Origin of the sequence: Williamsia serinedens (assembly GCF_024171725.1) — a bacterium.
GTDB classification, from domain to species: Bacteria; Actinomycetota; Actinomycetes; order Mycobacteriales; family Mycobacteriaceae; genus Williamsia_A; species Williamsia_A serinedens.
The window spans coordinates 517,423-540,679 of record NZ_JAMTCG010000002.1 but is presented as its reverse complement, the minus strand read 5'-3'; the positions used below and the strand labels follow the sequence as shown (position 1 = coordinate 540,679).

Sequence of the window (23,257 nt, the reverse complement as noted above, 5' to 3'; positions counted from 1 at the left end):
GTCGCCCCGGGCGTCAAGATCGCGTTCAGGGCATTAGTGTGCGGCTCATCCGGCCGAGAGGAGACCCATGTCCGACGTGACGGCCGACATGCTCGCCGACTGGCGCGCCGGCGCCGAGATCGCTGTCGCGACCGTCGTGCGCACCTCCGGCCGGACGCCGTGTCCGCCGGGGACGACGATGGCGCTGCTGCCCGACGGGTCGGTGAGCGGATCGGTGTCCGGTGGCTGCGTCGAGGCCGACGTGCTCGCCTGCCTCCGTGACGTCCTCGACGGCGCGCCCGCATCGGTGCGTCGCTACGGACTCGCCGAGGACGTGCTCGCCGTCGGCCTGCCCTGCGGCGGAACCATCGACGTCCTGGTGAGCGCGGTCTCCCGCGACCGCACTCCGCACCTCGAGACGGTTGTCGCCGATCGCGCCGCGGACCGCCCTGTCGCGGCCGCCACCGTCGTCGCTCATCCCGACACCGCGCGCCTGGGCGAGACCGTCGTGGTGCGATCGGCGGACCTGCTGGGGTCGCTCGGGTCGACCGAGCTCGATCGAGCCCTCCGCGACAAGGCGAAGCGGGTCCTCGACGCCGGCCGCAGCACCGCAATCGATCTCACCGACGCCGTGTCGGTGTTCGTCGACGTCCATCCGCCTCGTCCGCGGATGCTGGTCTACGGCGGGGCTGCGGTCGCCGCGGCCGTCACACGGCAGGCCACGCTCCTCGGTTTCCGGGTCACGGTGTGCGATCACCGTGCCGAGTTCGCGACGCAGCGTCGCTTCCCGGAGGCCGACGAGGTCGTCGTCGCGACCCCGGCGGACCACCTCGCCGCGGAGATCGACGCCGGCCGGGTCGATCGGCGCACGGCGGTCTGTTCGCTGACCCACGACGTGCGCACGGACATCGACCTCCTGGAGGTGGCCCTGCACGCCGACCTCGGCTACGTCGGGGCCATCGGCTCCCGCCGGGTGCACGACGATCGCGTCCGCCGACTGCGGGCTCGCGGGGTCACCGCGCCGCAGCTGGCGACACTGCGCAGCCCGATCGGCCTCGACATCGGCGCGCAGACGCCCGCCGAGATCGCGGTGGCCGTCGGGGCAGAGATCACCGCCGTGCGGCAGGCGGCGTCGGGACTACCGCTGTCGCACAGCGCCTGACCCTCACCGTCGATCGATGTCGTGGCCGGTCGCGAGGTCACCGCACTCGACGGCCCGCACTCCGGGATGCGCCGTGAGGAAGGGACCCGCGCCGCGGTCTCCGTGCAGCGTCGTGCGCAGAGCGTCGAGGTGGGCGGACCCGATGTACACGGGGTGACCGGGCCGGCCGTCGTAGAAGGCCCGCACCACCGCGTCGGGTGAGCGCCCGGACGACCGCAGCACCCGCGCCACGACCGCCGCGTCGACGTCGGGCACGTCGACGAGCGTGATCAGCACCCCCACCACTCCGGGCACGGACCCAGCCGCCTCGACGCCGGCGCGGACCGACGCCGAGATCCCGGCCTCCCAGTCGGCGACGACGACCGCCGACGCCGGGGCGGGCACGTCCACGATCGCCGCGCCCAGGGTGACCATCACGGGTGCACACCCGCCGGCGTCCACCGCGCCGACCGCCCGGGTCAACCAGTCGTCGACGAGGACCTTCGGCGACCCGTAGCGCGTGCCGGCGCCGGCGGCGAGGACCACACCCACCACCGCCCCAGGTTCGTTACAGCCGTGAGTCATCGGTGTATATCTTCGCTCCCCCGGTCGCGGATCGTCGTCGGTGGCGCGAGGGTGTCCTTACCGGACGGGGCCGGAGAGGGGACACCATGGCGACGAACACCGACGACCCATCTGCAGCCGCACGCCCGGCCGTCACGCGTAAGCACCCGGTCGACGAGGTCCCGCCGTTCGGCAAGCTCGCAACCCTCGGTCTGCAGCACGTCATCGCGTTCTACGCGGGCGCGGTCCTGGTGCCACTGCTCATCGCCAGCGCCATCAAGCTCGACTCCGAGGCGCTGACGATGCTCATCACCGCCGACCTGTTCACGTGCGGCATCGCGTCGCTCCTGCAGGCCGTCGGCATCTGGAAGATCGGCGTCCGCCTCCCTCTGCTGCAGGGGATCACGTTCGCCACCCTCGCCCCGGTCATCAAGATCGCCAACGACAACGGGGGCGGCCGCGTCGGCCTGCTCACCGTGTACGGCGCGGTCATCTCCGCCGGCGTGATCACGTTCCTCATCGCGCCGTTCTTCGCGCGACTCGTGCGGTTCTTCCCGGCCGTCGTGACAGGCACGCTGATCACCATCATCGGCATCTGTCTGCTGCCGGTCGGCGCGGGTGACGCGACGCGCGATCCGGAGACCAAACTCCCCGACGCCGGCAACGGCCGCTGGCTGCTGTACGCGATCGGCACGATCGTCCTGATCGTGCTGATGCAACGGTTCTTCCGCGGCTTCTGGGCGACCATCTCGATCCTGCTCGGGCTCGTGGTCGGGACGTTCGTCGCCTGGACCCTGGGAGACACCGGCTTCGCGGCCGTCGGCGAGGCGCCCTGGGTCGGTTTCACCGACCCGTTCGCGTTCGGCTGGCCCCGGTTCGACGTGATCGCGATCGTCTCGATGGTCGTCGTGCTCTTGGTCGTGGCGGTCGAGTCGACGGGGTCGGTGTTCGCGACGGGCGAGATCGTCGGCAAGCGGATCACCAAGGCGCACATCGCCGCGACGGTCCGCGCCGACGGCCTGGCCACCGTCATCGGCGGCATCTTCAACTCGTTCCCCTACACGGCGTTCTCCGAGAACGTCGGTCTGGTCCGGCTGACCGGGGTGAAGAGCCGGTTCGTCGTGGCGGCCGCCGGCGTCATCATGATCATCCTGGGTCTCCTCCCCAAGACCGCGAAGCTCGTCGAGACCATCCCGTCGCCGGTGCTCGGTGGTGCGGCGCTGGTCATGTTCGCCACGGTCGCGATCGTCGGGATCCAGACCCTCGGGGCGGTCGACTTCACCGACCACCGCAACCTGATCATCGCGGGCACGTCACTGGCGATGGGCCTCTACGTCCAGTTCTCGCAGTCGGTGGCGCCGGAGACCATCACGGTGAACGGCGCACCGGTCGAGGTCCCCGGACTCCCCGGCGTCGACGAGGCGGTCCCCGGTCTGCTCCAGATCCCCTTCAGCACCGGGATCACGATGGGCGCGATCACGGCGATCCTGCTGAACCTGCTGTTCTTCCACACCGGGTCGCGGGGACCGGCGGTCGCCGGTCGCGGTGCCATCCGGCTCGCCGAGGTCAACGACATGTCCCGGGAGACGTTCCGCGCGACGTTCGGCGGGCTCGTCCAGGGCACCGACTGGGTGGTGGACCGAGCGTTCGAACAACGCCCGTTCGAGACCACGCACGATCTGCGCGCCGCGTTCTCGGAGGCGATGCTCACCGGCAGCGACGAGGAGCAGCTGCAACTGATCCGGTCGTTCCCGGACCTCGGCGCACAGGACGACGTGGGCAACCCGACGGCCGTCGACCACACCGGCCTGGTGGTGCTCGACGAGGAGGAACTGGGCACGGTCACCGACCTCGCGAAGGCCTACCATGAGCACTTCGGGTTCCCCCTCGTCATCTGCGCGCGCGAGACCGAACGCTACGAGCGGGTCCTGAGGAACGGATGGTCGCGCATGAAGAACTCACCGACCAGCGAGCGGTCGTTCGCGCTCATCGAGATCGCCAAGATCGCCAACTACCGTTTCGACGACCTCGTCGCCGACGCCAACCCCATCGCGACCGCTCGGCTGCGACGCCTGGAGGACATCGGTCGGCTCGACGGGACCGGCCGGTAGCCGATGCGACGTCCCGACTGGCGAGGGATCGACAGCTTCAACGCGCTCTCCGAGACGCAGGCGGTGCATGCGCTGTACGCGTGCTGCTCGTCGCGGATGTGGGCCCTGAGGGTCGCCGCGGCACGGCCGTTCAGCGACGAGGACGCGCTGCTGGACCAGTCCGACCTCATCATCGCCGAGCTGACCGAGACCGACCTCGACGAGGCGCTCGACGGCCACCCGCGCATCGGCGAGCGGTCGACGAACGCCAGCTCGGCGCGGGAGCAGCGCAATGTGACCGGTGCCGACCCCGCCGTGCTCGACGAGCTCCGCATCGCGAACAAGGAGTACGAGCAGATGTTCGGTCACGTGTACCTGGTGCACGCCGACGGGCGGCCCGCGACCGAACTGCTGCGCATCCTGCGGCAGCGGTTGCACAACGACCCCGCCACGGAACGTCGCGTGCTGCGGCTCGAGCTGGCCAAGATCACCCGGAACCGCCTGTCGCGGATGATCTGTCCGGCTGCACAACTGGCCGAGGACGCGCGCTGATGGCGTCGGTGAGCACACACGTCCTCGACGCGGTCGCCGGACGTCCGGCGGTCGGGGTCCCGGTCACCCTGACGGCGGACGACGGCACCGAGGTCGCCAGCGGCACCACCGACGACGACGGGCGCATCGGCCCGCTCGCCGACGACCTGCCGACAGGCGTCCACCGCATCCGTTTCGACACCGGGGCCTGGTTCGCCGCGCAGGCGGTCGAGGCGTTCTACCCCGAGGTGGTCGTCGCCTTCCGGATCACCGATGCCGGCGGGCACCACCACGTCCCGATCCTGTTGAGCCCGTTCGCGTTCTCCACCTATCGCGGCAGTTGAGAGGAGCGTCTCCCATGGGGATCACCCTGAGCGGTGACCAGTACGGCAAGGCCGAGAACCGCGTCGTCCGCATCTACCGGGACACGCCCCGGCACGAGATCCGCGACCTGAACGTCGGGACGGCCCTGCGCGGCGCGTTCACCGAGGCGTACACGGTCGGTGACCAGGGCGCCGTCCTCCCCACCGACACGCAGAAACAGACCTGTTACGCCTTCGCCAAGGAGAAGGGCATCGCCACCATCGAGCAGTACGGGCTCGATCTGGCAACGCATTTCGTCGACACCGTCGACCCGGTGAGCGGTGCGCGCATCGAGATCGAGGAGTACGCCTGGCAGCGGGTCCTCGTCGACGGCACCGAGCACGACCACACCTGGGTCCGGCGCGGCCAGGAGACCCGCACCGCCGACATCATCGTCGACGACTCCGACGGGACCCGCCGCACCTGGGTCATCGGCGGGTTCTCCGATCTGGTCATCCTCAAGTCGACCGGGTCGGAGTTCCACGGCTTCCCGACCGACAAGTACACGATCCTCGAGCCGACGACCGATCGTGTGATGGCCACGTCGTTGGTCGCGAAGTGGCGGTTCTCCACCGTCTACGTCGACTGGGACGCGGTCTACGACGACGTCAAGACGATCATGGTGGCCCAGTTCGCGACCCTGCAGTCCAAGGCACTGCAGCAGACGTTGTTCGCGATGGGATCGGCTGTGCTCGAGGCGCATCCGGAGATCGTCGAGGTGCGGCTGTCCGCACCGAACAAGCACCACTTCGTCTACGACCTGTCACCGTTCGGCCTCGACAACCCCAACGAGGTGTTCCACGCCGACGACCGCCCGTACGGACTCATCCAGGCCGCGGTGAGCCGGGACGACGCACCCGACGCCGGGCCGGCCTGGATCCCGCAGCGGACCTGGCTCACATGACCTCGATCGTCGTCGAGAACGCCGCCGTCGTCACGATGGACGCCGACGGTCGCGAGTTCGCCACCGCCACCGTCCTCGTCGAGGACGACCGGGTCACCGGGGTGGACGTCGGCGCCGATGCCATCCCTGCCGACGCCGCGCGGTTCGACGGGACCGGGTGCCTGCTTACCCCCGGCCTCGTGAACACCCATCACCACCTCTACCAGTGGATCACCCGTGGGCTCGCCGCCGATCACACGCTGTTTCAGTGGCTGACGACCCTGTACCCGGTGTGGGCGGGCATCGACGTCGACGGCCTGCACGCCGGCGCACGCGGCGCCATCACCGCGCTCCTGGAGTCCGGGTGCACCACCACCACCGACCACCACTACGTCTTCCCCACCGGCGCCGGTGATCTGCTCGGCGCCGAGATCGACGCCGCGACCACGCTGGGGGTGCGGTTCCATCCGACCCGCGGATCGATGGACCTCAGCGAGAAGGACGGGGGCCTGCCCCCGGACTCCGTCGTACAACCCATCGACGCGATCCTGGCCGACAGCGCCGAGGCGATCGACCGCTGGCACGACCCGTCCCCCGGTGCACTCGTGCAGATCGCGCTGGCACCGTGCTCCCCGTTCTCGGTGACCGCCGATCTGCTGCGGGAGTCCGCGGCCCTCGCCCGCGACCGTGGCGTGCGGTTGCACACGCACCTGGCCGAGACGCGCGACGAGACCGACTACTGCGCCGATCATTTCGGCTGCACGCCTCTGCAGTACATGAGCGACCTCGGCTGGACAGGGCCCGATGTCTGGTTCGCCCATGGCATCCACTTCGACGACGAGTCCGTCGCCGAACTCGGCCGCACCGGCACCGCCGTCGCGCACTGCCCCACGTCGAACAGTCGGCTCGGCGCGGGGATCGCCCGCACCCGGGACCTCCTCGACGCCGGCGCGGTCGTCGGGCTGGGTGTCGACGGTGCGGCGTCGAACGAATCCGCCCGGCTGCTGCAGGAGGTGACCATGGCGCTGATGCTCGCCCGCGCCGTCGGCGGGCCGACGTCCCTGTCCACGCGGGAGGCGCTGCGGCTGGCGACCGTCGGCGGTGCGCGGGTCCTCGGGCGCGGTGACGACCTCGGGAGCATCGCCCCGGGCATGCTGGCCGACATGGTGCTGTGGGATCTGACCGGGCCGGCGCACGCCGGCATCGATGATCCGGTCGCCGCGCTCGTGCTCGGCTCACCACCGCCGATCCGCCGATCGTGGGTCGGGGGGAGAACCGTCGTCGCGGACGGCCGTGCCATCGGCTCGGATGCCGACGAGCTCGCACGTGACGTCGCCGCGGCGCATCGTCGACTGCTCGATCGGGCAGGCTGAGGAGTCCATGGATCTGCATTTCGTCGACGACGTCGTCCGACCCACCACGCGGGACGAGTTGCCCTCCCCGCTGCCCGGCGACGCGCTGCTGGCCGGCGGGACGTCGGTGATGGCCGAGCCGGGTCGGGACCTCCGCCGCCTCGTCGACCTCACGACACTCGACTGGCCGGACCTCACCGTCGCCGACGACGGCCTCGAGATCGCGGCGACCTGCACCATCGACCGCCTCGTCCACGCGGATCTCCCCGAGAATTGGCACGCACGAACACTGTTCCGGTGGTGCGCCGACTCGCTGGTCGCGTCGTACAAGATCTGGCACACCGCGACCGTCGGCGGCAACGTCTGTCTGGCCTTGCCCGCCGGGTCCATGACGTCGCTGTGCTCGGTCCTCGACGCATCGCTGCTGGTGTGGCATCCCGACGGCACCGACAGCGTCGTCTCGGTCGCCGACGTCGTGGTGGGCAACCAGCGGAACTCGCTGGCGCCCGGCGATCTGCTGCGGTCCATCCATGTGCCGACAGCGGCGCTCACCGCGCCGGTCGCGGCCCGACGGGTCTCCTACGCGGAGTACGGCCGCGCCGGTGCCGTCGTCCTCGGCCGCGCCACCGACGGCGGCGTCGTGATCTCCGTTAGTGGCGGGACGGTGCGGCCGTTCGCGATCCCGGTTCCGTCCCGCGAGCCCGACGAGGTCGTCGCCGCCTGCGCCGCAGTCGTTCCCGAGGCCGCGTGGTTCACCGATGCGCACGGGACCGCCGAGTGGCGGCGCGCGGTGGTGCCGCATCTCGTCCGCGAGGTCGTCACCGAACTGGGGTCGGCGGCATGAGGGTCGACGGACAGGACGTCGACGGCACCCCCGGGCCCGGCCAGTGCCTGCGGACGTATCTGCGCGAGCACGGGCACACCGCGGTCAAGAAGGGATGCGACTCCGGCGACTGCGGCGCGTGCACCGTCGTCTTGGACGGCCGTCCCGTGCACTCCTGCATCGTCCCGGCGTTCCGGGCGATCGACAGCGAGATCACCACCGCCGCGGGTCCGGGCCTGGACACCGTGCAGCGGGCGTTCGTCGAGCGCGCAGGGTTCCAGTGTGGGTTCTGCACCGCCGGGATGATCGTCACGGCGTCGACGTTGGACCGGGAGAAGGCCTGCGACCTGAACCGGACCCTGAAGGGCAATCTCTGCCGGTGCACCGGGTATCGAGCAATCGAGGAGGCGATCACAGACTCCGTCGACGCCGATGCCCTCCCCGCCGAGCCCGCCGCCGTGAAAGCCCCCGCGGCACAGCGCATCGTGACGGGTGCCGAGTCGTACACGATGGACGTCCACGTCGACGACCTCGGCCACATCGCCGTGCTGGGGAGCCCGTATCCGTCGGCGCGGATCGCCGGCATCGACACGTCCCGGGCCGAGGCCGCTCCCGGGGTACGCGCCGTGCTGACCCATCACGACGACCCCGGAGTGGCCTTCTCGACGGCCCGCCACCACTCGCGCACCGACGATCCCGACGACATCCGTGTCTTCGACACCCGGCTGCGCTACGTCGGGCAGCGGGTCGCCGCCGTCGTCGCCGATTCCCCGCGGGAGGCGAAGCGGGCCGTCGACCTGATCGATGTGACCTACGAGGTCCTGCCCGCGGTGTTCGACGCCGAGGAGGCGATGCGGCCCGGTGCGCCCGCGGTGCACGGTGACAAGGATGCGACGACGGCGCGGATCGCGGACCCCGCGCGGAACGTGATCGCCGAGATCCACGGCGGCGTCGGTGATGTGGCGGCCGGGGTTGCGGCGGCACGCGCGGCCGGGGGTGCCGTGGTCGAGGGGGAGTGGCAGACAGCGCGTGTGCAGCACGTGCACCTCGAGACGCACGGCACCATCGGGTGGATCGACGACGACGATCGGTATGTCCTGCGGTCGAGTTCACAGGTGCCCTTCCTCGTCCGCGACGAACTGGCCTACGTGTTCGGTCTGCCCACCGACAGCATCCGCGTCGTCGCACCCCGGATCGGCGGGGCGTTCGGGGCCAAACAGGAGTTGCTCACCGAGGACGTCGTGTTGCTGGCCGTGCGGAAGACCGGCCGCCCCGCGGCGTACGAGATGTCGCGGACCGACCAGTTCACGATCGCGCCGTGTCGACACCCGATGCGGGTGCGGGTCACCGCTGCCGCGGAGCGCGACGGCACCCTCACCGCGCTGACCATCGACGTGCTGTCGGACGCCGGCGCCTACGGCAACCACAGTCCCGGTGTCATGTTTCACGGGTGCTCGGAATCGGTGTCGCTGTACCGCAGCCCGAACAAACGGGTCGACGCCCACTGCGTCTACACGAACAACCTGCCGTCGGGTGCGTTCCGCGGGTACGGACTCGGTCAGGTCATCTTCGCCGTCGAGAGCGCCATGGACGACCTCGCCCGGGAGCTCGGGCTGGACCCGTTCGCGTTCCGACGCCGCAACGTCATCACGCCGTCCGAGAAGTTCGTGACCTGGCAGGTCGAGGACCACGATCTCGAGTTCGGCAGCTACGGACTCGACCAGTGTCTCGACCTCGCCGAACGCGCTCTGCGTGAGGGCGCCGACGACCCCGACCGCGGGGGGCACGGGTACCGCGACGACCCGGAGTGGGTTGTCGGCGAGGGGATGTCGCCGTCGATGATCGCGACCATCCCGCCGGACGGGCATGTCGCCGACGTCACCGCCGAACGGGACGCCGACGGTCGGATCGTCGTCTCGGTCGGCACGGCCGAGTTCGGCAACGGCACCACGACGGTGCACGTGCAGCTGGCCGCCGACGCGCTGGATGTGCCGCCGGAGGACGTCGTGGTGCGCCAGTCGGACACCGACGTCGTGCGCCACGACACCGGTGCGTTCGGGTCCGCGGGGACGGTGGTCGCAGGGCGCGCGTTGCAGGTGGCGTGCCGGGAACTGCGGCGGCGCATCGACTCCGGCGAGTCCGGGCCGATCGTCGTCCGTGGTCGACATGACGGCACACCGCGCAGCGTCGTGTTCAACGTCCACGCCGTCCGGGTGGCGGTGCACCTGCCGACGGGACGGGTGCGCATCCTCCAGTCGATCCAGGCGGCCGACGCCGGCACAGTCCTCAACGAGCAGCAGTGCCGCGGTCAGGTGGAAGGTGGGGCGACACAGGCGATCGGGTCCGCCCTGTACGAGGAGATGATCCTGCGCGACGGCGTCGTCCAGACCGACATCCTGCGGAACTACCACATCCCGCGGCTGTCGGACTCACCGCGGACCGAGGTCCTCTTCGCCGACACCTACGACCGCCTCGGCCCGTCGGGCGCGAAGTCGATGAGCGAATCCCCCTACAACCCCGTCGCTCCCGCCATCGCCAACGCGATCCGTGACGCCACCGGTGTCCGCATCGGGCAGCTGCCCATGAACCCCGCCCGCGTCTGGGCGGCGTTGCATCAGAATGGCGGCGGGTCGGCATCCTCGTAGCGGTCGATGGTGCGGATGTGCGCGGCGCGCGCCTGGCTTCGTTTGTCGGCGAGTGTTGCACGCGCGGGGTGGTTGTCGGGCTTCGGTCGTGGTCCGAGGGCGGGGAAGATGTCCAGGGCGGTGTAGGCGTTGCCGAGGAACATGTGCCCGGTGGGGGATTCGAAGAACGCCTCACCCAGGGGTGACTGGTAGTCGCGCCATCGTGTGTCGAAGGTCTTGATGCGGTGGTGGAACCGGCACAGCGGCTTCAGGTTCTCGCGACGCGTCTGACCGCCGGCGTGTGGGTCGCGGTGGTCGAAGGGGTCGGTGTGGTCGAGGTCGACCGACCAGGCGGGTGCGGAGCAGCCGGGGAAGGTGCAGCACAGTTCACCCGCCCGGACCAGCGCCTCGAGTTTCTTCGACGGGGCGTAGGTCGATGCTGCCGCAGCTGCGCGGGCGTGGTCGTCGCGGCGCAGGAATTCGCGCTGGGCGTCGGCGAACAGCGCGCGCATGGTGTCGGCGTCGATGATCCCGCGCCCGTCGAGGTAACCGGGAGCGTCGTCGAGGCCGAGCAGCGTCGACAGGTTCACCACGATGTGGAACACCGGCCGCGCCGGTCCGACCGGTGGTGCGATCGGCTGCGGTGCAGGCTGCTCGACGGCGGGCGCAGGGTCGACCGCCGCGTCGATCTCGACGTCGGGCTCGGTGTCGACAGCCTGGGTGCAGGTGTCGCAGCCGCAGGTGAGGTAATCGAGCCCGGCGGCGAGAGCGATGAGGGCATCGGCGCGACGGTGGGCGCGGGTGCGCGGGTCACCGGAATGGACCGAGTCGGCCATGGCGGTGAGTCGGGCGTCGATGGCGGCGGCGTCGGTCATCGGCAGAGACGCCGAGACCCGGGAGGCGCCGGGCTGAAACCGGTCGGGGCGGATGGTGACGTCGCGGTCGGTTGCGGCACGCTCTTTACGACGCAGCAAGGCGTCGGGATCGACCATCGCCACGGTCGTGTCGACCATCGCCACTAGCCGGGCTCGCGACAGCGGTGGCCGCTCGAACAGGGCTTGGGCGATGTGGGTGTCGAGAATCTTCGCGAGGTCGGGATCGGTCACGAGTTTTGTGCGGGCGCAGATGAGCAGGAACCCGGCCAGGTCGATCCGGCCGACGGCCAGGGCTTGTCCGGTGAACACCAGCCGGTACCGGGCGGTGTCACCGGCGGTGATGATCTCCCTCGCTTTGGCCGCCGGGACGTCGAGGACGGCACCGACCTCGGCGGTCGCCCGTTCCAACCCGTCAGGCCCGAATTCGGCACGCGGATCGCGTCCGGCGAGGTGATCCATCCCCGCAGCCATGATCTCGTCCGCTGACTCGCGCTGCCCCGAGTCGTGTTCGCCGACCTCGACCAGGAAGTCCTCACACCGCTCATCGTGGATCAGGCTGGCAGCGCACAGCATCCGGTAATCCGCGGAGGCGATAATCGACCGACAGTGCGCCAGGATCTCCACGAGCTCAGTCGCCGAATGCTTCTCGTCGCCGGCGAGCGACGCCACAACACCCGAGGTGTCGAAGGAGCCCAACGTCGTGGTCATGCATCGAACATACATTCGACCATCGACAACGACCAGAGGCCGCGGTTCTGCCTGTGGACAACCGGCACACCTCGTGACCTCAGCGGAAGTCGAGAACCAGGCGACCGCGCAGACCGCCCGCCTCCAGACGCCGGTGGGCCTGTTCGGCCTGTTCCGCGGGCAGGACATCGGCGACGCGGGGCGTGAGGACGCCCTCGTCGACCAGTGACGCGAGCTCCCTGAGTCCGCCGGCGTCGCGGACGTGGTCGGCGACGCGCACGTCGTGGCGCACGATGCGGTCGGATTCCTCTGTCTCGCCGCCGATCCCCGCCCACCGCACAGCCAGGTACCGGCCTCCGTCGGCAAGCGCGGGGACCACCAGGTCGCCCTGGACGGCGCCGTCCATGAGGGCGTCGACACCGTTCGGGGCCAGCTCGCGGAACCGCTCGGCGACGTCGTCCCCGCGACGCACGACCTCGGCTGCGCCGAGACCACGGACGAGCTCCTCGTCGGACTCCTTCGCATCGGCGATCACCCGGATGCCCCGGTGCGCCGCGATCTGGATCACATACCCGCCCAACGCTCCTGCCGACCCGGTGACCGCCAGCGTGTCACCGTCGTCGAGATCCGCGAGCGTGAGAGCGACCAGCGCCGTCATCCCGTTCATCGCGATGGTCGAGGCCGCGAACACATCGACGCCGGCGGGCCGCGGAACCACGGATGCAGTCGGCACGACGATCGAGTCCTGGTAGGCACCGCCACCGTCGAGGACAGGGAGCGTGATGGCGAAGACCTCGTCGCCGACGGTGAACTCGCTGTCCGGGCCCACCTCCTCGACGACCCCCGCGGCCTCCCAGCCGGGGATGTAGGGCGGTCGCACATCGGTCCATCGCTCGCGGCCCCCGCCGGACCGCGTCACCAGATCGGACGGGTTGACCGCCGCCGCTTGGACGCGGATCCTCACGTCGCCGTCCTCGGCACGGGGCTCCGGGACGTCGAGAACGGTCAGGACCTCCGGTCCGCCGAAATCGGTGAAACCGATCGCGCGCATCGCACTCCCCCTCGCCTCTGGACTGGACGGATGCACCAACGCATCGGCGCGGGAGTGTGTTCCGACGTCAGTGCACCATCGGCGCGAGGAAGGTCGTGGCCATCGCGCGGATCGCCGGTTCGTCGTCGATGTCGACCGCTGCCGAGGCACGTCGGGAGACCGAGACCAGGACACGGAAGACCAGATCGGCGGCCACCCGTAGATCGTCGTCGGGCATCGTCGCCCCCGCGCGACGGAGGGTGCCCGCGATCAGTGTGCCGACGGTGTCGATGAGCGAGGGCCCGGGATCGGGATCCGCACTGCCGACGACGAGTTCGAGCATCTCGGGCTCGTCGACGAGCAGCCGTTTGGCGAGTGTGCTGCCGCGGACCTCCCGCGTCGCGAGCACGAATGCCTCGACGACGGCCTCGCGGGGACCGAGACCCCGCGTCGCCTCGTGCAGATCTCTGGTGAGCTGCAACGACATCCGACGCACCACGGCGACGAGCAGGTCTTCCTTGCCGGGGAAGCGCCGGTAGAGGGTGCTGCGGCTGACGCGCGCGACGCGGGCGATCTCGTCGAGGCTCGCCCTGCGGACACCCACCGCGGTGAACTCGGCCTCGGCCGCGGCGACGATCTCGGCCTCCTGCTCGGCGGGGGACGCCGATGTCCGCAGTGCGGCGCGGCGGGCGCTGGGGGCCATGCGCGCAGACTACGCGGGACGGTTCGCGATCCGCCGTGGGTCGATGCCGACACGTGACCACGCGTCGACGGCCCATGGCACGTAGAGGGTCCGCATCGGCAGCCGGGTGATGACCGGGTTCAGCGCACGCATCGTGGCCGCAAAACGCTGGAACCGACGTTCGTCCTTCTCGGTCCACGCGAGCGCACACACGTCACGCATCTGCTGCGGCAGCGTTCCGACAACCACGACGTGCAGCCCTGCGTCGACCACCGGACCGAGAACCCGCCACACCCACGCCGGCACCTGCTTCGGCCGAGGCACGCCTTTGCGGAGATACCCGGTCGCGTAGGTGATCGTCCTGGTCGCGACGAACCGGTCGAGCATGGAGTCCCAGTAGGCGCGGAACTCGTCGTAGGTCTGGGGTTGTGTCCGGTCGCTGACGCCGTACAGCGCGTACCAGGCCTTGCTCTCCTCGAAGATCTGCGCCTTCTCGTCCTCGGACAGCCGGCGGATGAAGGTGTCGGTGGTGAACAGCACCTGGTCGACGAATGTCGCGTGGGCCCAGTAGAACAACTCCGGGTTCAGTGCGTGGTAGCGCGAGCCGTCGCTGTCGACCGTCCCCTTGATCGACCGGTGGAAGTCGCGGACCTTCCGTCCCCACACGGCGGGATTCTCGCGGTAGATCGTCTTCATGATGGGTGGCACGGTCCGTCGCGCCCGTCCCGCGAAGTCGCTGAAGATGACCGAGTGGTCCTCCACCCCCTTCGCGAGCTGCTCGATGCAGTTCTCGGTGCCGGCGACGCGCTGGAAGCTGAGGACCGCACGCCGATCGCCGTAGAACTTCCAGATCAGCGACGACGGCCCGAGCGGATTGGGCGCGGCCTCGGCCCCCGCGTCGTCGACCGGCATCGGCTCGGCCTGACGGATCCCCTCGTCGAACCCGATGCTCATCGTCGTCTCCTGCCGTTCGCGTCACGCTGATGAGACGAATATATAGATCCGTCTCAACAGTGCAAGTCACCGCGCGTCCGACATGGCCTCCAGCGCGATGGCCAGGGTCTCGAGATCCATGCTCCCGAGGTGGTCCATGACGTGCCGCCTGACCGCGGCGAGGTGGGCGGGATAGGCCTCCTCCAGCGCCGCGAGGCCGTCGGGCCGCAAGACCGCGATCGCGCCGCGACGGTCACAACCGTCACGCCTCTTCTCCACCCACCCGCGCCGACGCAGCCCGTCGATGAGCCGGGTCATGCGGCTCGCCGACAGGCCGACATCACTGGCCAGCTCACTCATCCGGGAGCTGTGGTCGGGTGCCTCCGACAGCATCACCATCACCTGGTACTCGCCCAGGGTCATGGACGAGTGCTCCAGCAGATCCGCCTCGAGCGTCCGCGGGACGACGATCAGGCTGCGCGCGAACGACTTCCACACACGGATCTCCCGGCCGTCCAGCGGACGCGCACCGTCTGCTCCCGTTCTTCCCATCGCGCGCTCCTCTCGATCCCCGCTCCCACGATACTTGCGTGAGCAAGCACCAGATGTCATGCTGAGGTCCTTGCGTGCGCAAGCACTCGTCGAAAGGTGTCTTCCATGACCATCGCAGCCGTCGTCCTCGCCATCGTGTTGGCGCTGTTCTCCGCCTTCGCCGGTGTACCCAAGGCAGGGCTGAAGGGACCCGCGACGGAGATGCTCACCGGCCGTGGTCTCAGCGCGAACCTCGTCCGCTTCATCGGTGCCGCCGAGGTCGCCGGCGCGATCGGCCTGCTGATCGGCATCGCGTGGCATCCGCTGGGGATCGCCGCGGGTATCGGGCTGGCGATCGTGTTCGCGGGCGCGGTGATCTTCCACGTCCGCCACGGCGACTTCTCCGACCCCGAGACGCGCGGTGGTTCGGTGCCGTCGATCGTCGCCCTCGTCCTCGCCGTCGTGACGGTGATCGTCCTCGCCGCCGCCTGATCCCGCGGACCGACCCCGGCGCTGCCCTCCGGTAGCGTCGGGGTGCTCGGACACGCAGACGTGTCAGATCCGACAGAGGACCCTCCCATCAGCCCACACGACTCCGCCGCACCCGCGTCACCGGAACGCCCGTTCGCGGCGCGGCACGAGACCCACGCAGGCCGACGCCCGCGACTCCCGCGCGACGACGACTTCTACTCGTCGACCGACGGGTTCGAGGATCTGGCGCCCGGCACGGTCCTGCGCTCGCGTGATGTGCAGCTTGCGTTCCTCGGCCTGGTGCCCCAGCCGGTCAGGGCGGTGCAGTTGAACTACCGCACGACGGATCTGCGTGGGGATCCGATGGTCGCGGTGACCACGGTGCTGGTCCCCGATCATCCCGACGACGACCGGCCCACCCCGATCGTGTCGTACCAGTGCGCGATCGACGCCGTGACCGGTCGCTGCTTCCCGTCGTACGCGTTGCGCCGCGGCGCGAAGGCCATCGGTGCTCTGCCCCAGCTCGAGTTCCTCCTCATCTCGGCGCTCCTCGCCGAGGGATGGGCGGTGTCCGTCCCGGACCATGAGGGCCCGAAGGGACTGTGGGGCCTTCCGTTCGAGCCCGGATACGTCGCCCTCGACGGGATCCGGGCGGCTCTCTCGTTCGCGCCGCTCGGTCTCCGACCCGACGCCCCGGTGGGACTGTGGGGCTACTCCGGCGGTGGACTCGCCACCGCCTGGGCGGCGGAGATGTACGACGCGCACGCCCCGGAGCTGAACCTCGTCGGCGCCGTACTCGGTTCACCCGTCGGCGATCTCGGCAACACCTACACCCGGCTCAACGGCACCTTCTGGTCCGGTCTGCCGGCCTTGGTGGTCAGTGCGCTGCGGCATGTCTACCCCGAGCTCGACCGCATCATCGACGCGCACGCGACCGAGAGCGGTCGGGTCAAGTTGGCGCGCCTGCAGTCGATGACGACCGTCGAGGCGGTCGTCCGCTTCATGTTCACCGACATGGACGCGTTCCTCGACACCCCGTTGGACGAGGTTCTCGCCCTTCCCGAGGTGCGCCGCGTGTTCGACTCACTCCGGCTCGGTCAGTCGCCCCCGACCGTCCCGGTCCTGCTGGTGCAGGCCTGCAACGACCGCATCGTCGCCGTCGACGACATCGACGCCCTCGCCCGCACGTATGCGGCCGCGGGCACCGACGTGACTTACCACCGCGACCGCTTCAGCGAACACATGCTGATGCACCCGATGTCGGCGCCGACCGCGCTTCGATGGCTGCGTGACCGCATGGACGGGCGCCCTGTCGACGAGCGCCGACGCCGCACAGCCTGGCCCACGCTGCTCAACCCGTCGACCTACCTCGGCGTGGTCCGCCTGGCCTCGATCTCCGCGAAGGTGTTCTCCGGCAGGCCGATCCCGCGACGGAAGCTGTCCGAGCTGGATCGCTGACCGTCAGCCCTTGGCCATGTTCCGGAAGCGGGACATGTGGAGCTGGTGGGCGACGGTGATGGTGGCCGTCGGGCCGTTGCGGTGCTTGCCGAGGATGATGTCGGCCTCGCCGGCGCGGGGGTCGTCGCGCTCGATGGAGTCGGGGCGGTGCAACAGGATGACCATGTCGGCGTCCTGCTCCAGCGATCCCGACTCACGGAGGTCGGACACCTGCGGCTTCTTGTCGGTGCGCTGCTCGGGACCACGGTTCAGCTGGCTGATCGCCACGACCGGGACCTCGAGCTCCTTGGCCAGCAGCTTGAGGTTTCGGGAGAACTCCGAGACCTCCTGCTGGCGCGACTCGACCTTCTTGCCCGACGTCATCAGCTGCATGTAGTCGATGACGACGAGGCGGAGATCGTGGCGCTGCTTGAGGCGGCGCGCCTTCGCGCGGATCTCCATCATCGTCAGGTTCGGTGAGTCGTCGATGAACAGCGGCGCCTCGGAGATCTCGCCCATCCGCCGGGCGAGGCGGGTCCAGTCGTCGTCGCTCATGCGACCCGACCGCATGTCGGCGAGCTTGATGTTCGCCTCCGCCGAGAGCAGTCGCATGACGATCTCGGTCTTCCCCATCTCGAGGGAGAACATCGCCGACGTCAGCTGGTTGGCGATCGAGCAGCTGCGCAGGAAGTCCATCGCCAGGGTCGAGTTGTGCGTCGGGATCATCGACTCGCCGGCCAGGTAGAGGTGGTCGGCGTTGTCGACCTCGACGCACCGCACCGGCACGCTGTCGATCGCACGGACCGCGACGATCCGACGGACCCCCGACGCGCGTCGCAGTTCCTTGTGGCGGATCGCCTTGTGGTGCACGGTGAACACATCGTCGTCGGCATCGATCCGTACCCAGCCTGTCGCGGCGCGTCGGTACGAATACCCGAGTCCCGCCGCCAGATCCGCCACGACGGACGTCATGTGCTGCGTCGCGGCGGGGACGGTGATCCAGCCGTCGTCGTCGACGATCCCGCGCGCGTCGAGCAGGCCCGCGAGCAGCGCCCGTCGTTGGGCGACCGATCCGCGCAAGTACTCGTAGGGGATTCGCCCGCCCAGGTCGGACATGAGGGCCATGACGTCGACGGGACCCTCGGCGTCGATGCGCATCGCGATCTCCGGGTCGTCGAACGCCATGCCCGCCAACGCCGCGACGGTGTACGGGCCGTAGCAGAACCGGCGACGCGGGAGATCGATCGGCTCGGCGTTGCGGACACCGACGGAGCCCACCTGACCCCGCAGCTGTCCGGTCGTCTGGACCGCGGCGCCCCGTTCGGTCTCGGTGAGCCACTGGTGCTGCTCGTCGGCGACGAGCACCGATCCGTCGGAGAACTCGACCTCGTAGCAGGGGCGCTCCGTCATGACCTCGGTCGCGGCGACCACCCGGGTGGGACGTCCCTGGGCGTCGATCAGGTGGTCGCCCACCTTCACCTCGCCCATCGTGGTCCACCCGGTCGGCGTGGGCAGCGGCGTGTCCAGCGCGAGTGCCTTGCCGACACCGGGGCGCGCGGCGACGATGATCATCTGACCGGGGTGCAGGCCGTTGGTGACGGCGTCGAGATCGGCGAATCCCGTTGGCACACCGAGCGACAGCCCACCGCGCGAGGCGATGGAGTCGATCTCGTCCATCGTCGGCTGGAGCAGCTCCTCCAACGGGACATAGTCCTCGGCGGTCCGGCGCTCGGTGACCTCGTACACCTCGGCCTGGGCACGGTCGACGACCTCGGCGACGTCCTGGCCGTCGTCACCGCCGTACCCGAACTGGACGATGCGGGTCCCGGCCTCGACCAGCCGCCGCAGGATGGCCTTCTCGGCGACGATCTGGGCGTAGTAGCCCGCGTTGGCCGCTGTGGGCACCGTGGAGATCAGTGTGTGGAGGTAGGGCGCCCCGCCCACCCGACGGAGCTCACCGGCCCGCTCGAGCTCGGCGGAGACCGTCACGGCGTCCGCGGGCTCGCCCTTGCCGTACAGCTCCAGGATGGCGTCGTAGACGGCCTGGTGCGCCGGCCGGTAGAAGTCGCCGGGCCGCAACACCTCGAGCACGTCGGCGATGGCGTCCTTCGACAGCATCATGCCGCCGAGCACCGACTGTTCGGCGAGCAGATCCTGGGGTGGCTGGCGTCCGAAGTCCTCCGACGGCGGCTCGTCACGGGGCGTATGACCGCGTTCATCCACAACAGCCACAGCTGATCCTCCCGACTCGACCCTGCCCGGTCTGTGCTCGAGGCACCTCGCCCCGTCGACCGGTTCTACCGGTCGACACCGACACCGCGAACGGCGCGGGCGACGGGTCACGACATTAGGGCGCGTTGTGTGATCGTCCAACCGCGCGTGTGGAGGGATGTGTGCACATCCTGTGGACCGATGGGGCCTTCCATGTGCACCACCTGTGCACACCTGTGGATGGACGGGGTCCCGTACACACGTCCGCGCTGGTCAAGCGCCGGTAAAGGGGTGGACAAAAGATTTCTCAGGTTGCCCGGCGTGTCGCGGTGAGACGGTCCGCCGGGCGTGTTCGCGTCCGTCGCAACGGACAGGACATGACGGCACCGTGAACAGGCTCCGACGACGAGACCACGAGGCGGGGAACGGCCACCCGAACGGTGCGAGGCAGGGCGGTCGACCTGTCGAAACAGTACGTCCGTCTTCCGACTCCGCCGAGGGTAGCGCATCGGCGCGTCGCGTAGAGATCGTGTGTGCACGGGTGGGCGGACCGTCGAAATGGCGTCAACGGCAACGGAACGGAAGTCTCACGCGGGTAGACCGGTCGTCGTGACACTGACCGACATCCTGCCGACCCTGCGCGGCAGTCTCCCGGACCCCCTGGACCGGACCCGCTGGCCGGCCGAGACGCTCGCCACCGTCGACGACGTTGCGGTACAGGGGCTCTCACTCGCCCGCACCGCGCGGCTCCTCGGTACGCCGCTCGTGTTCCGCCCTGCCGCAGGCGATCCCGTCGGCGTGGTGGCGCTCACCGTGTCGGGGGTGACAGCCGGTCCGGAGGCACGCCGTGTCCTGTGCGGTCGCACACGGCTGTCGTCGACCGTGTGCGTCTGCGGTGACGAGATGTGCTGGTACGAGGCCCGTCTCGTCGGGCGCGTCTCCGTGACCCATCGACGTCCCGCGACGCTGGTCGCCTGTGGCGCCGAGCGTACCGTGGACCTCCCGGTGGATCTCGGTCCCGGCGACGTGATCGCGATCCCCGTTCGGATGTCGCCCACGGCACCCGGTGGATGTCGTCTACTGGACAGGATCGAGGATTCACCCGGCCACTGACAGGACGCCCATGCGACGAGGACCAGCCCGCCCGACCCACCGCGTCATCGCCCTCGTGGCCGTGCTCGCGGGCATCCTCGCCGTCGTCGGGATCCCTGCTGTCGCAACGGCTGGTCCCAGTCCGTCGTCGACGCTGTGGCTGTGTCGCCCGGGACAGCCGGCGGACCCGTGCGGCGGGCGCGGGGACGCGCCGGTCGACTGCTTCTACGTCTACCCCACCGTGTCCCTCGCACCGGGCGTGAACGCACCCCGGTCGGTCGGACCGGAGGAACGCCTGATCGCGAACCAGCAGGCCGAGCCGTTCGGGGCCCGGTGCCGCGTCTGGGCGCCCGTCTACCGGCAGAGCACGCTGCGTGGGCTGTTCTCGGCCCGGTCCACCGCCGACCGCACCGCCGCCCTGCGCGTGGCGTACACCGATGTGCTGAGCGCCTGGCGCGACTACCTCGCCCACGACAACGGCGGCCGTGGCGTCGTACTGGTGGGACACTCCCAGGGCACGCTCATGCTGCGCACGCTCCTGCGGGAGGAGATCGAGCCGTCGCCCGTCCACGACAGGCTCGTGTCGGCGATCCTGCTGGGCGGCAACGTCCTCACCCGCTCCGGGTCGCTCGTCGGGGGCGACTTCACCCGCACCCCGCTCTGCACCGCGCGGGCCGAGACGGGATGCGTCGTCGCCTATTCGACGTTTGGGCGCACCCCGCCCGCGGACACCCGCTACGGCGTCGTGCCCACCGAGGTGTCCTCACCGTCGCGCCCCCTCCCGGCGGGCGACGGCTACAGCGTGGCGTGCACGAACCCGGCCGCCCTCGGATCCGCGGCCACCGCCCCACTGCGCAGTCGGATCGCGGGGCGGCCCGTCACCGGGTACAACGGGCGCTGCACGACGGGCGCGGGCCCGCACGTGTTGCAGGTGAGTGGTGGGGATCCCGTTCCGGCCGTGGCACTCCCACAACTGCCGAACGCCACGTGGGGTCTGCATTTGCTGGACGTGAACATCGCGCAGGACGATCTCGTCGACCTCGTGGGCGCCCAAGCACGCACCTATCTCGCGCACCGCTGATCAGACACCTCGGCCCCCGACCGCGCGATGCGGACGGGGGCCGAGGGGACGCGATCGAGCGGGCCGTCAGGCCGCGGCGACCACCGAGAGCTGCACCGAGGCGGTCACGTCCGGGTGGAGCGTGATCTCGACGGGGAAGGTGCCCGTGGACTTGATGTGTCCCTTGGGCAGCGACACCGAGCGCTTGTCGACGGCGGGTCCGCCGGCCGACTTGATCGCCGCGGCGACGTCACCGGTGGTGACCGAACCGAACAGCTTGCCCGAGTCATGGGTCTTCACGGTCAGGGTGACCGCGTCGAGCGCCTCGAGGGACTGCTTCAGTTCGTTCGCGTGCTCGAGGCCGCGCACGGCGCGGGCTTCCTGGGCACGGCGGATGCCGTCGACCTGCTTCTGCGCGCCGCGCGTGGCCGGGATGGCCAGGCCGCGGGGCAGCAGCAGGTTGCGGCCGTAGCCGTCCTTGACCTCGACGGTGTCGCCGGCGACACCGAGGTTCTCGACCTCGGCGGTGAGGATGAGCTTCATGGTGTGATCCCTTCCGCTCAGCGCGCCGTGGAGGTGAACGGCAGGAGCGCCACCTCGCGCGAGTTCTTGACGGCCACAGCGACATCACGCTGGTGCTGGACGCAGTTGCCCGTCACGCGACGCGACCGGATCTTGCCGCGGTCGGACAGGAAACGACGCAGCAGCGACGTGTCCTTGTAGTCGATGACGAGGTTCTTCTCCTTGCAGAAGGTGCAGGCCTTGGCCTTGACCACCTTCTCGGCGCGGCCCTTCCGGCCGCCGCCGCTGCTCTTTGCCTTGGGCATTCGTTGTTCTCCTGGGATGTCAGGTGTCCGCGCGCACGCGGAGCACCCTCAGATGTGTCGTGTCAGAACGGGGGCTCGTCGTCGCTGCCGCCGAACGACCCGCTCGCGGGGGCGCTGCCCCACGGGTCGTCGACAGCACCGCCGCCGCCGGACTGGCGGGCACCGCCGCCACCTCCGGAGCCGTAGTTCCCGCCACCGCCGCCGGCACCGCGCGAGGCGCGGTTGACCTTGGCCGTCGCATACCGCAGCGAGGGGCCGATCTCGTCGCACTCGAGCTCGACGACCGTACGCTTCTCGCCCTCGCGGGTCTCGTACGAACGCTGCTTGAGGCGACCGGAGACGATCACCCGCGCACCCTTGGTGAGGCTCTCGGCCACGTTCTCCGCGGCCTCCCGCCAGATGCTGCAGCGCAGGAACAGCGCCTCGCCGTCTTTCCACTCGTTGGTCTGACGGTCGAACGTGCGCGGGGTGGACGCGACGGTGAAGTTCGCGACCGCCGCGCCGGAGGGCGTGAAACGCAGCTCCGGATCAGCCGTGAGGTTCCCGATGACGGTGATGACGGTGTCGCCGGCCATGGATCGATCTCCTTGGTGGTTCGGTGCGAGTGGGGCGGGTTCAAGGGTGGGTCGGTGAGAAGTCTCGCTTCATTCGACCCGCCGGGCGTCGATTCGGTTCCACGATCATGCAGACCCGTCCCGACACCCGACCCGTGGGCTCACTTGCCCGAGCGCAGCACCTTCGTCCGCAGCACCGACTCGTTCAGCTTCAGCTGACGGTCGAGCTCGGTGACGGTCTTGGGCTCGGCATCGAGATCGATGACGGCGTAGATCGCCTCGGAGTGCTTCTGGATCTCGTACGCCAGCCGGCGCTTGCCCCAGATGTCGACCTTCGCGACCTTGCCGCCGTCGTTGCGGACCACGTTCAGGAACGTGTCCAACGACGGGGCCACGGTGCGCTCGTCGAGACTCGGGTCGAGGATGACCATCAATTCGTAGTGACGCATGGGGATCCCATCACCTCCTGTGGACTGAGAATCGGCCACGGACTGTCCGTGGCAGGAGGGTCGCCTGC

Annotated in this window: 23 protein-coding genes; 12 read left to right on the top strand and 11 right to left on the bottom strand. The window is 69.9% G+C overall.

The window, feature by feature from the left end; all coding sequences use genetic code 11:
- Nucleotides 1-67: 67 nt before the first annotated feature.
- The gene (locus LX12_RS06040) at nucleotides 68-1,141 is read left to right on the top strand and encodes an XdhC family protein (protein WP_253653614.1); all 1,074 of its coding nucleotides are present in this window, start codon (nucleotides 68-70) and stop codon (nucleotides 1,139-1,141) included.
- A gap of 3 nt (nucleotides 1,142-1,144) precedes the next feature.
- Here the strand turns inward: LX12_RS06040 and LX12_RS06035 are convergent, their stop codons facing one another.
- Nucleotides 1,145-1,705: a nucleotidyltransferase family protein gene (locus LX12_RS06035; protein ID WP_253653613.1), complete on the bottom strand. Its 561-nt coding sequence runs from the start codon at nucleotides 1,703-1,705 to the stop codon at nucleotides 1,145-1,147.
- An 86-nt stretch (nucleotides 1,706-1,791) separates the two neighbouring features.
- Here LX12_RS06035 and LX12_RS06030 point away from each other — a divergent pair, with 86 nt between their 5' ends.
- The 7 genes from LX12_RS06030 to LX12_RS06000 are packed head-to-tail and all read left to right on the top strand — an operon-like array spanning nucleotide 1,792 to nucleotide 10,371.
- On the top strand, nucleotides 1,792-3,795 hold the full coding sequence (locus tag LX12_RS06030; RefSeq protein ID WP_253653612.1) for a solute carrier family 23 protein: 2,004 nt from the start codon (nucleotides 1,792-1,794) through the stop codon (nucleotides 3,793-3,795).
- A 3-nt stretch (nucleotides 3,796-3,798) separates the two neighbouring features.
- Complete coding sequence (gene uraD / locus LX12_RS06025) at nucleotides 3,799-4,326, top strand: 2-oxo-4-hydroxy-4-carboxy-5-ureidoimidazoline decarboxylase (RefSeq protein WP_253653611.1); 528 nt, start codon at nucleotides 3,799-3,801, stop codon at nucleotides 4,324-4,326.
- A complete protein-coding gene (gene uraH / locus LX12_RS06020; RefSeq protein WP_253653610.1) occupies nucleotides 4,326-4,649 on the top strand; it encodes a hydroxyisourate hydrolase in 324 nt (107 codons plus the stop codon). Before uraD ends, uraH begins: the two co-directional genes overlap by 1 nt.
- A gap of 14 nt (nucleotides 4,650-4,663) precedes the next feature.
- Nucleotides 4,664-5,572, top strand: a complete 909-nt coding sequence (pucL, locus tag LX12_RS06015; RefSeq protein WP_253653609.1) for a factor-independent urate hydroxylase — start codon at nucleotides 4,664-4,666, stop codon at nucleotides 5,570-5,572.
- The gene (locus LX12_RS06010) at nucleotides 5,569-6,924 is read left to right on the top strand and encodes an 8-oxoguanine deaminase (protein ID WP_253653608.1); all 1,356 of its coding nucleotides are present in this window, start codon (nucleotides 5,569-5,571) and stop codon (nucleotides 6,922-6,924) included. The genes pucL and LX12_RS06010 overlap by 4 nt, the downstream gene beginning before the upstream one ends.
- Nucleotides 6,878-7,747 carry an FAD binding domain-containing protein gene (locus tag LX12_RS06005; RefSeq protein ID WP_253653607.1) on the top strand — a complete coding sequence of 290 codons (870 nt, stop codon included), beginning with the start codon at nucleotides 6,878-6,880 and terminating at the stop codon, nucleotides 7,745-7,747. Before LX12_RS06010 ends, LX12_RS06005 begins: the two co-directional genes overlap by 47 nt.
- Nucleotides 7,744-10,371 (top strand): molybdopterin-dependent oxidoreductase, encoded by a 2,628-nt coding sequence (locus LX12_RS06000; protein ID WP_253653606.1) that lies wholly within the window; start codon nucleotides 7,744-7,746, stop codon nucleotides 10,369-10,371. The genes LX12_RS06005 and LX12_RS06000 overlap by 4 nt, the downstream gene beginning before the upstream one ends.
- Here LX12_RS06000 and LX12_RS05995 read toward each other — a convergent pair.
- The 5 genes from LX12_RS05995 to LX12_RS05975 all read right to left on the bottom strand — a co-directional run bounded on the left by LX12_RS05995 (nucleotide 10,341) and on the right by LX12_RS05975 (nucleotide 15,109).
- Nucleotides 10,341-11,933: an HNH endonuclease signature motif containing protein gene (locus LX12_RS05995; RefSeq protein WP_253653605.1), complete on the bottom strand. Its 1,593-nt coding sequence runs from the start codon at nucleotides 11,931-11,933 to the stop codon at nucleotides 10,341-10,343. The two genes, LX12_RS06000 and LX12_RS05995, sit on opposite strands and share 31 nt — an antisense overlap.
- Nucleotides 11,934-12,012: 79 nt before the next feature.
- Nucleotides 12,013-12,963 (bottom strand): NADP-dependent oxidoreductase, encoded by a 951-nt coding sequence (locus LX12_RS05990; RefSeq protein WP_253653604.1) that lies wholly within the window; start codon nucleotides 12,961-12,963, stop codon nucleotides 12,013-12,015.
- Nucleotides 12,964-13,030: 67 nt separating this feature from the next.
- Nucleotides 13,031-13,645, bottom strand: a complete 615-nt coding sequence (locus tag LX12_RS05985; protein WP_253653603.1) for a TetR/AcrR family transcriptional regulator — start codon at nucleotides 13,643-13,645, stop codon at nucleotides 13,031-13,033.
- Between the two features lie 9 nt (nucleotides 13,646-13,654).
- Entirely contained in the window at nucleotides 13,655-14,578 is a 924-nt protein-coding gene (locus LX12_RS05980; protein WP_253653602.1) for an oxygenase MpaB family protein, read from the bottom strand.
- Nucleotides 14,579-14,644: 66 nt separating this feature from the next.
- Entirely contained in the window at nucleotides 14,645-15,109 is a 465-nt protein-coding gene (locus tag LX12_RS05975) for a MarR family winged helix-turn-helix transcriptional regulator (RefSeq protein WP_253653601.1), read from the bottom strand.
- Between the two features lie 105 nt (nucleotides 15,110-15,214).
- Here LX12_RS05975 and LX12_RS05970 point away from each other — a divergent pair, with 105 nt between their 5' ends.
- Both LX12_RS05970 and LX12_RS05965 read left to right on the top strand, forming a co-directional pair.
- Nucleotides 15,215-15,580 carry a DoxX family protein gene (locus tag LX12_RS05970; RefSeq protein WP_253653600.1) on the top strand — a complete coding sequence of 122 codons (366 nt, stop codon included), beginning with the start codon at nucleotides 15,215-15,217 and terminating at the stop codon, nucleotides 15,578-15,580.
- Nucleotides 15,581-15,667: 87 nt separating this feature from the next.
- Nucleotides 15,668-17,017, top strand: a complete 1,350-nt coding sequence (locus tag LX12_RS05965) for a lipase family protein (protein ID WP_372504944.1) — start codon at nucleotides 15,668-15,670, stop codon at nucleotides 17,015-17,017.
- A 3-nt stretch (nucleotides 17,018-17,020) separates the two neighbouring features.
- Here LX12_RS05965 and dnaB read toward each other — a convergent pair whose 3' ends face one another.
- Entirely contained in the window at nucleotides 17,021-19,228 is a 2,208-nt protein-coding gene (dnaB, locus tag LX12_RS05960) for a replicative DNA helicase (protein ID WP_253653598.1), read from the bottom strand.
- 588 nt (nucleotides 19,229-19,816) lie between these two features.
- Here dnaB and LX12_RS05955 point away from each other — a divergent pair.
- Together LX12_RS05955 and LX12_RS05950 are read left to right on the top strand one after the other, a co-directional pair.
- Nucleotides 19,817-20,320, top strand: a complete 504-nt coding sequence (locus LX12_RS05955) for a hypothetical protein (protein ID WP_253653597.1) — start codon at nucleotides 19,817-19,819, stop codon at nucleotides 20,318-20,320.
- Nucleotides 20,321-20,330: 10 nt separating this feature from the next.
- Nucleotides 20,331-21,380 carry a DUF3089 domain-containing protein gene (locus tag LX12_RS05950; RefSeq protein WP_253653596.1) on the top strand — a complete coding sequence of 350 codons (1,050 nt, stop codon included), beginning with the start codon at nucleotides 20,331-20,333 and terminating at the stop codon, nucleotides 21,378-21,380.
- A gap of 66 nt (nucleotides 21,381-21,446) precedes the next feature.
- On the opposite strand, the gene rplI is transcribed toward LX12_RS05950, so the two are convergent.
- The 4 genes from rplI to rpsF all read right to left on the bottom strand — a co-directional run bounded on the left by rplI (nucleotide 21,447) and on the right by rpsF (nucleotide 23,189).
- Nucleotides 21,447-21,902 (bottom strand): 50S ribosomal protein L9, encoded by a 456-nt coding sequence (rplI, locus tag LX12_RS05945; RefSeq protein WP_253653595.1) that lies wholly within the window; start codon nucleotides 21,900-21,902, stop codon nucleotides 21,447-21,449.
- Between the two features lie 17 nt (nucleotides 21,903-21,919).
- Nucleotides 21,920-22,186, bottom strand: a complete 267-nt coding sequence (gene rpsR, locus LX12_RS05940) for a 30S ribosomal protein S18 (protein ID WP_253653594.1) — start codon at nucleotides 22,184-22,186, stop codon at nucleotides 21,920-21,922.
- 62 nt (nucleotides 22,187-22,248) lie between these two features.
- Entirely contained in the window at nucleotides 22,249-22,761 is a 513-nt protein-coding gene (locus LX12_RS05935; protein WP_253653593.1) for a single-stranded DNA-binding protein, read from the bottom strand.
- A gap of 140 nt (nucleotides 22,762-22,901) precedes the next feature.
- Nucleotides 22,902-23,189 carry a 30S ribosomal protein S6 gene (gene rpsF, locus LX12_RS05930; protein ID WP_253653592.1) on the bottom strand — a complete coding sequence of 96 codons (288 nt, stop codon included), beginning with the start codon at nucleotides 23,187-23,189 and terminating at the stop codon, nucleotides 22,902-22,904.
- Nucleotides 23,190-23,257: the final 68 nt, after the last annotated feature.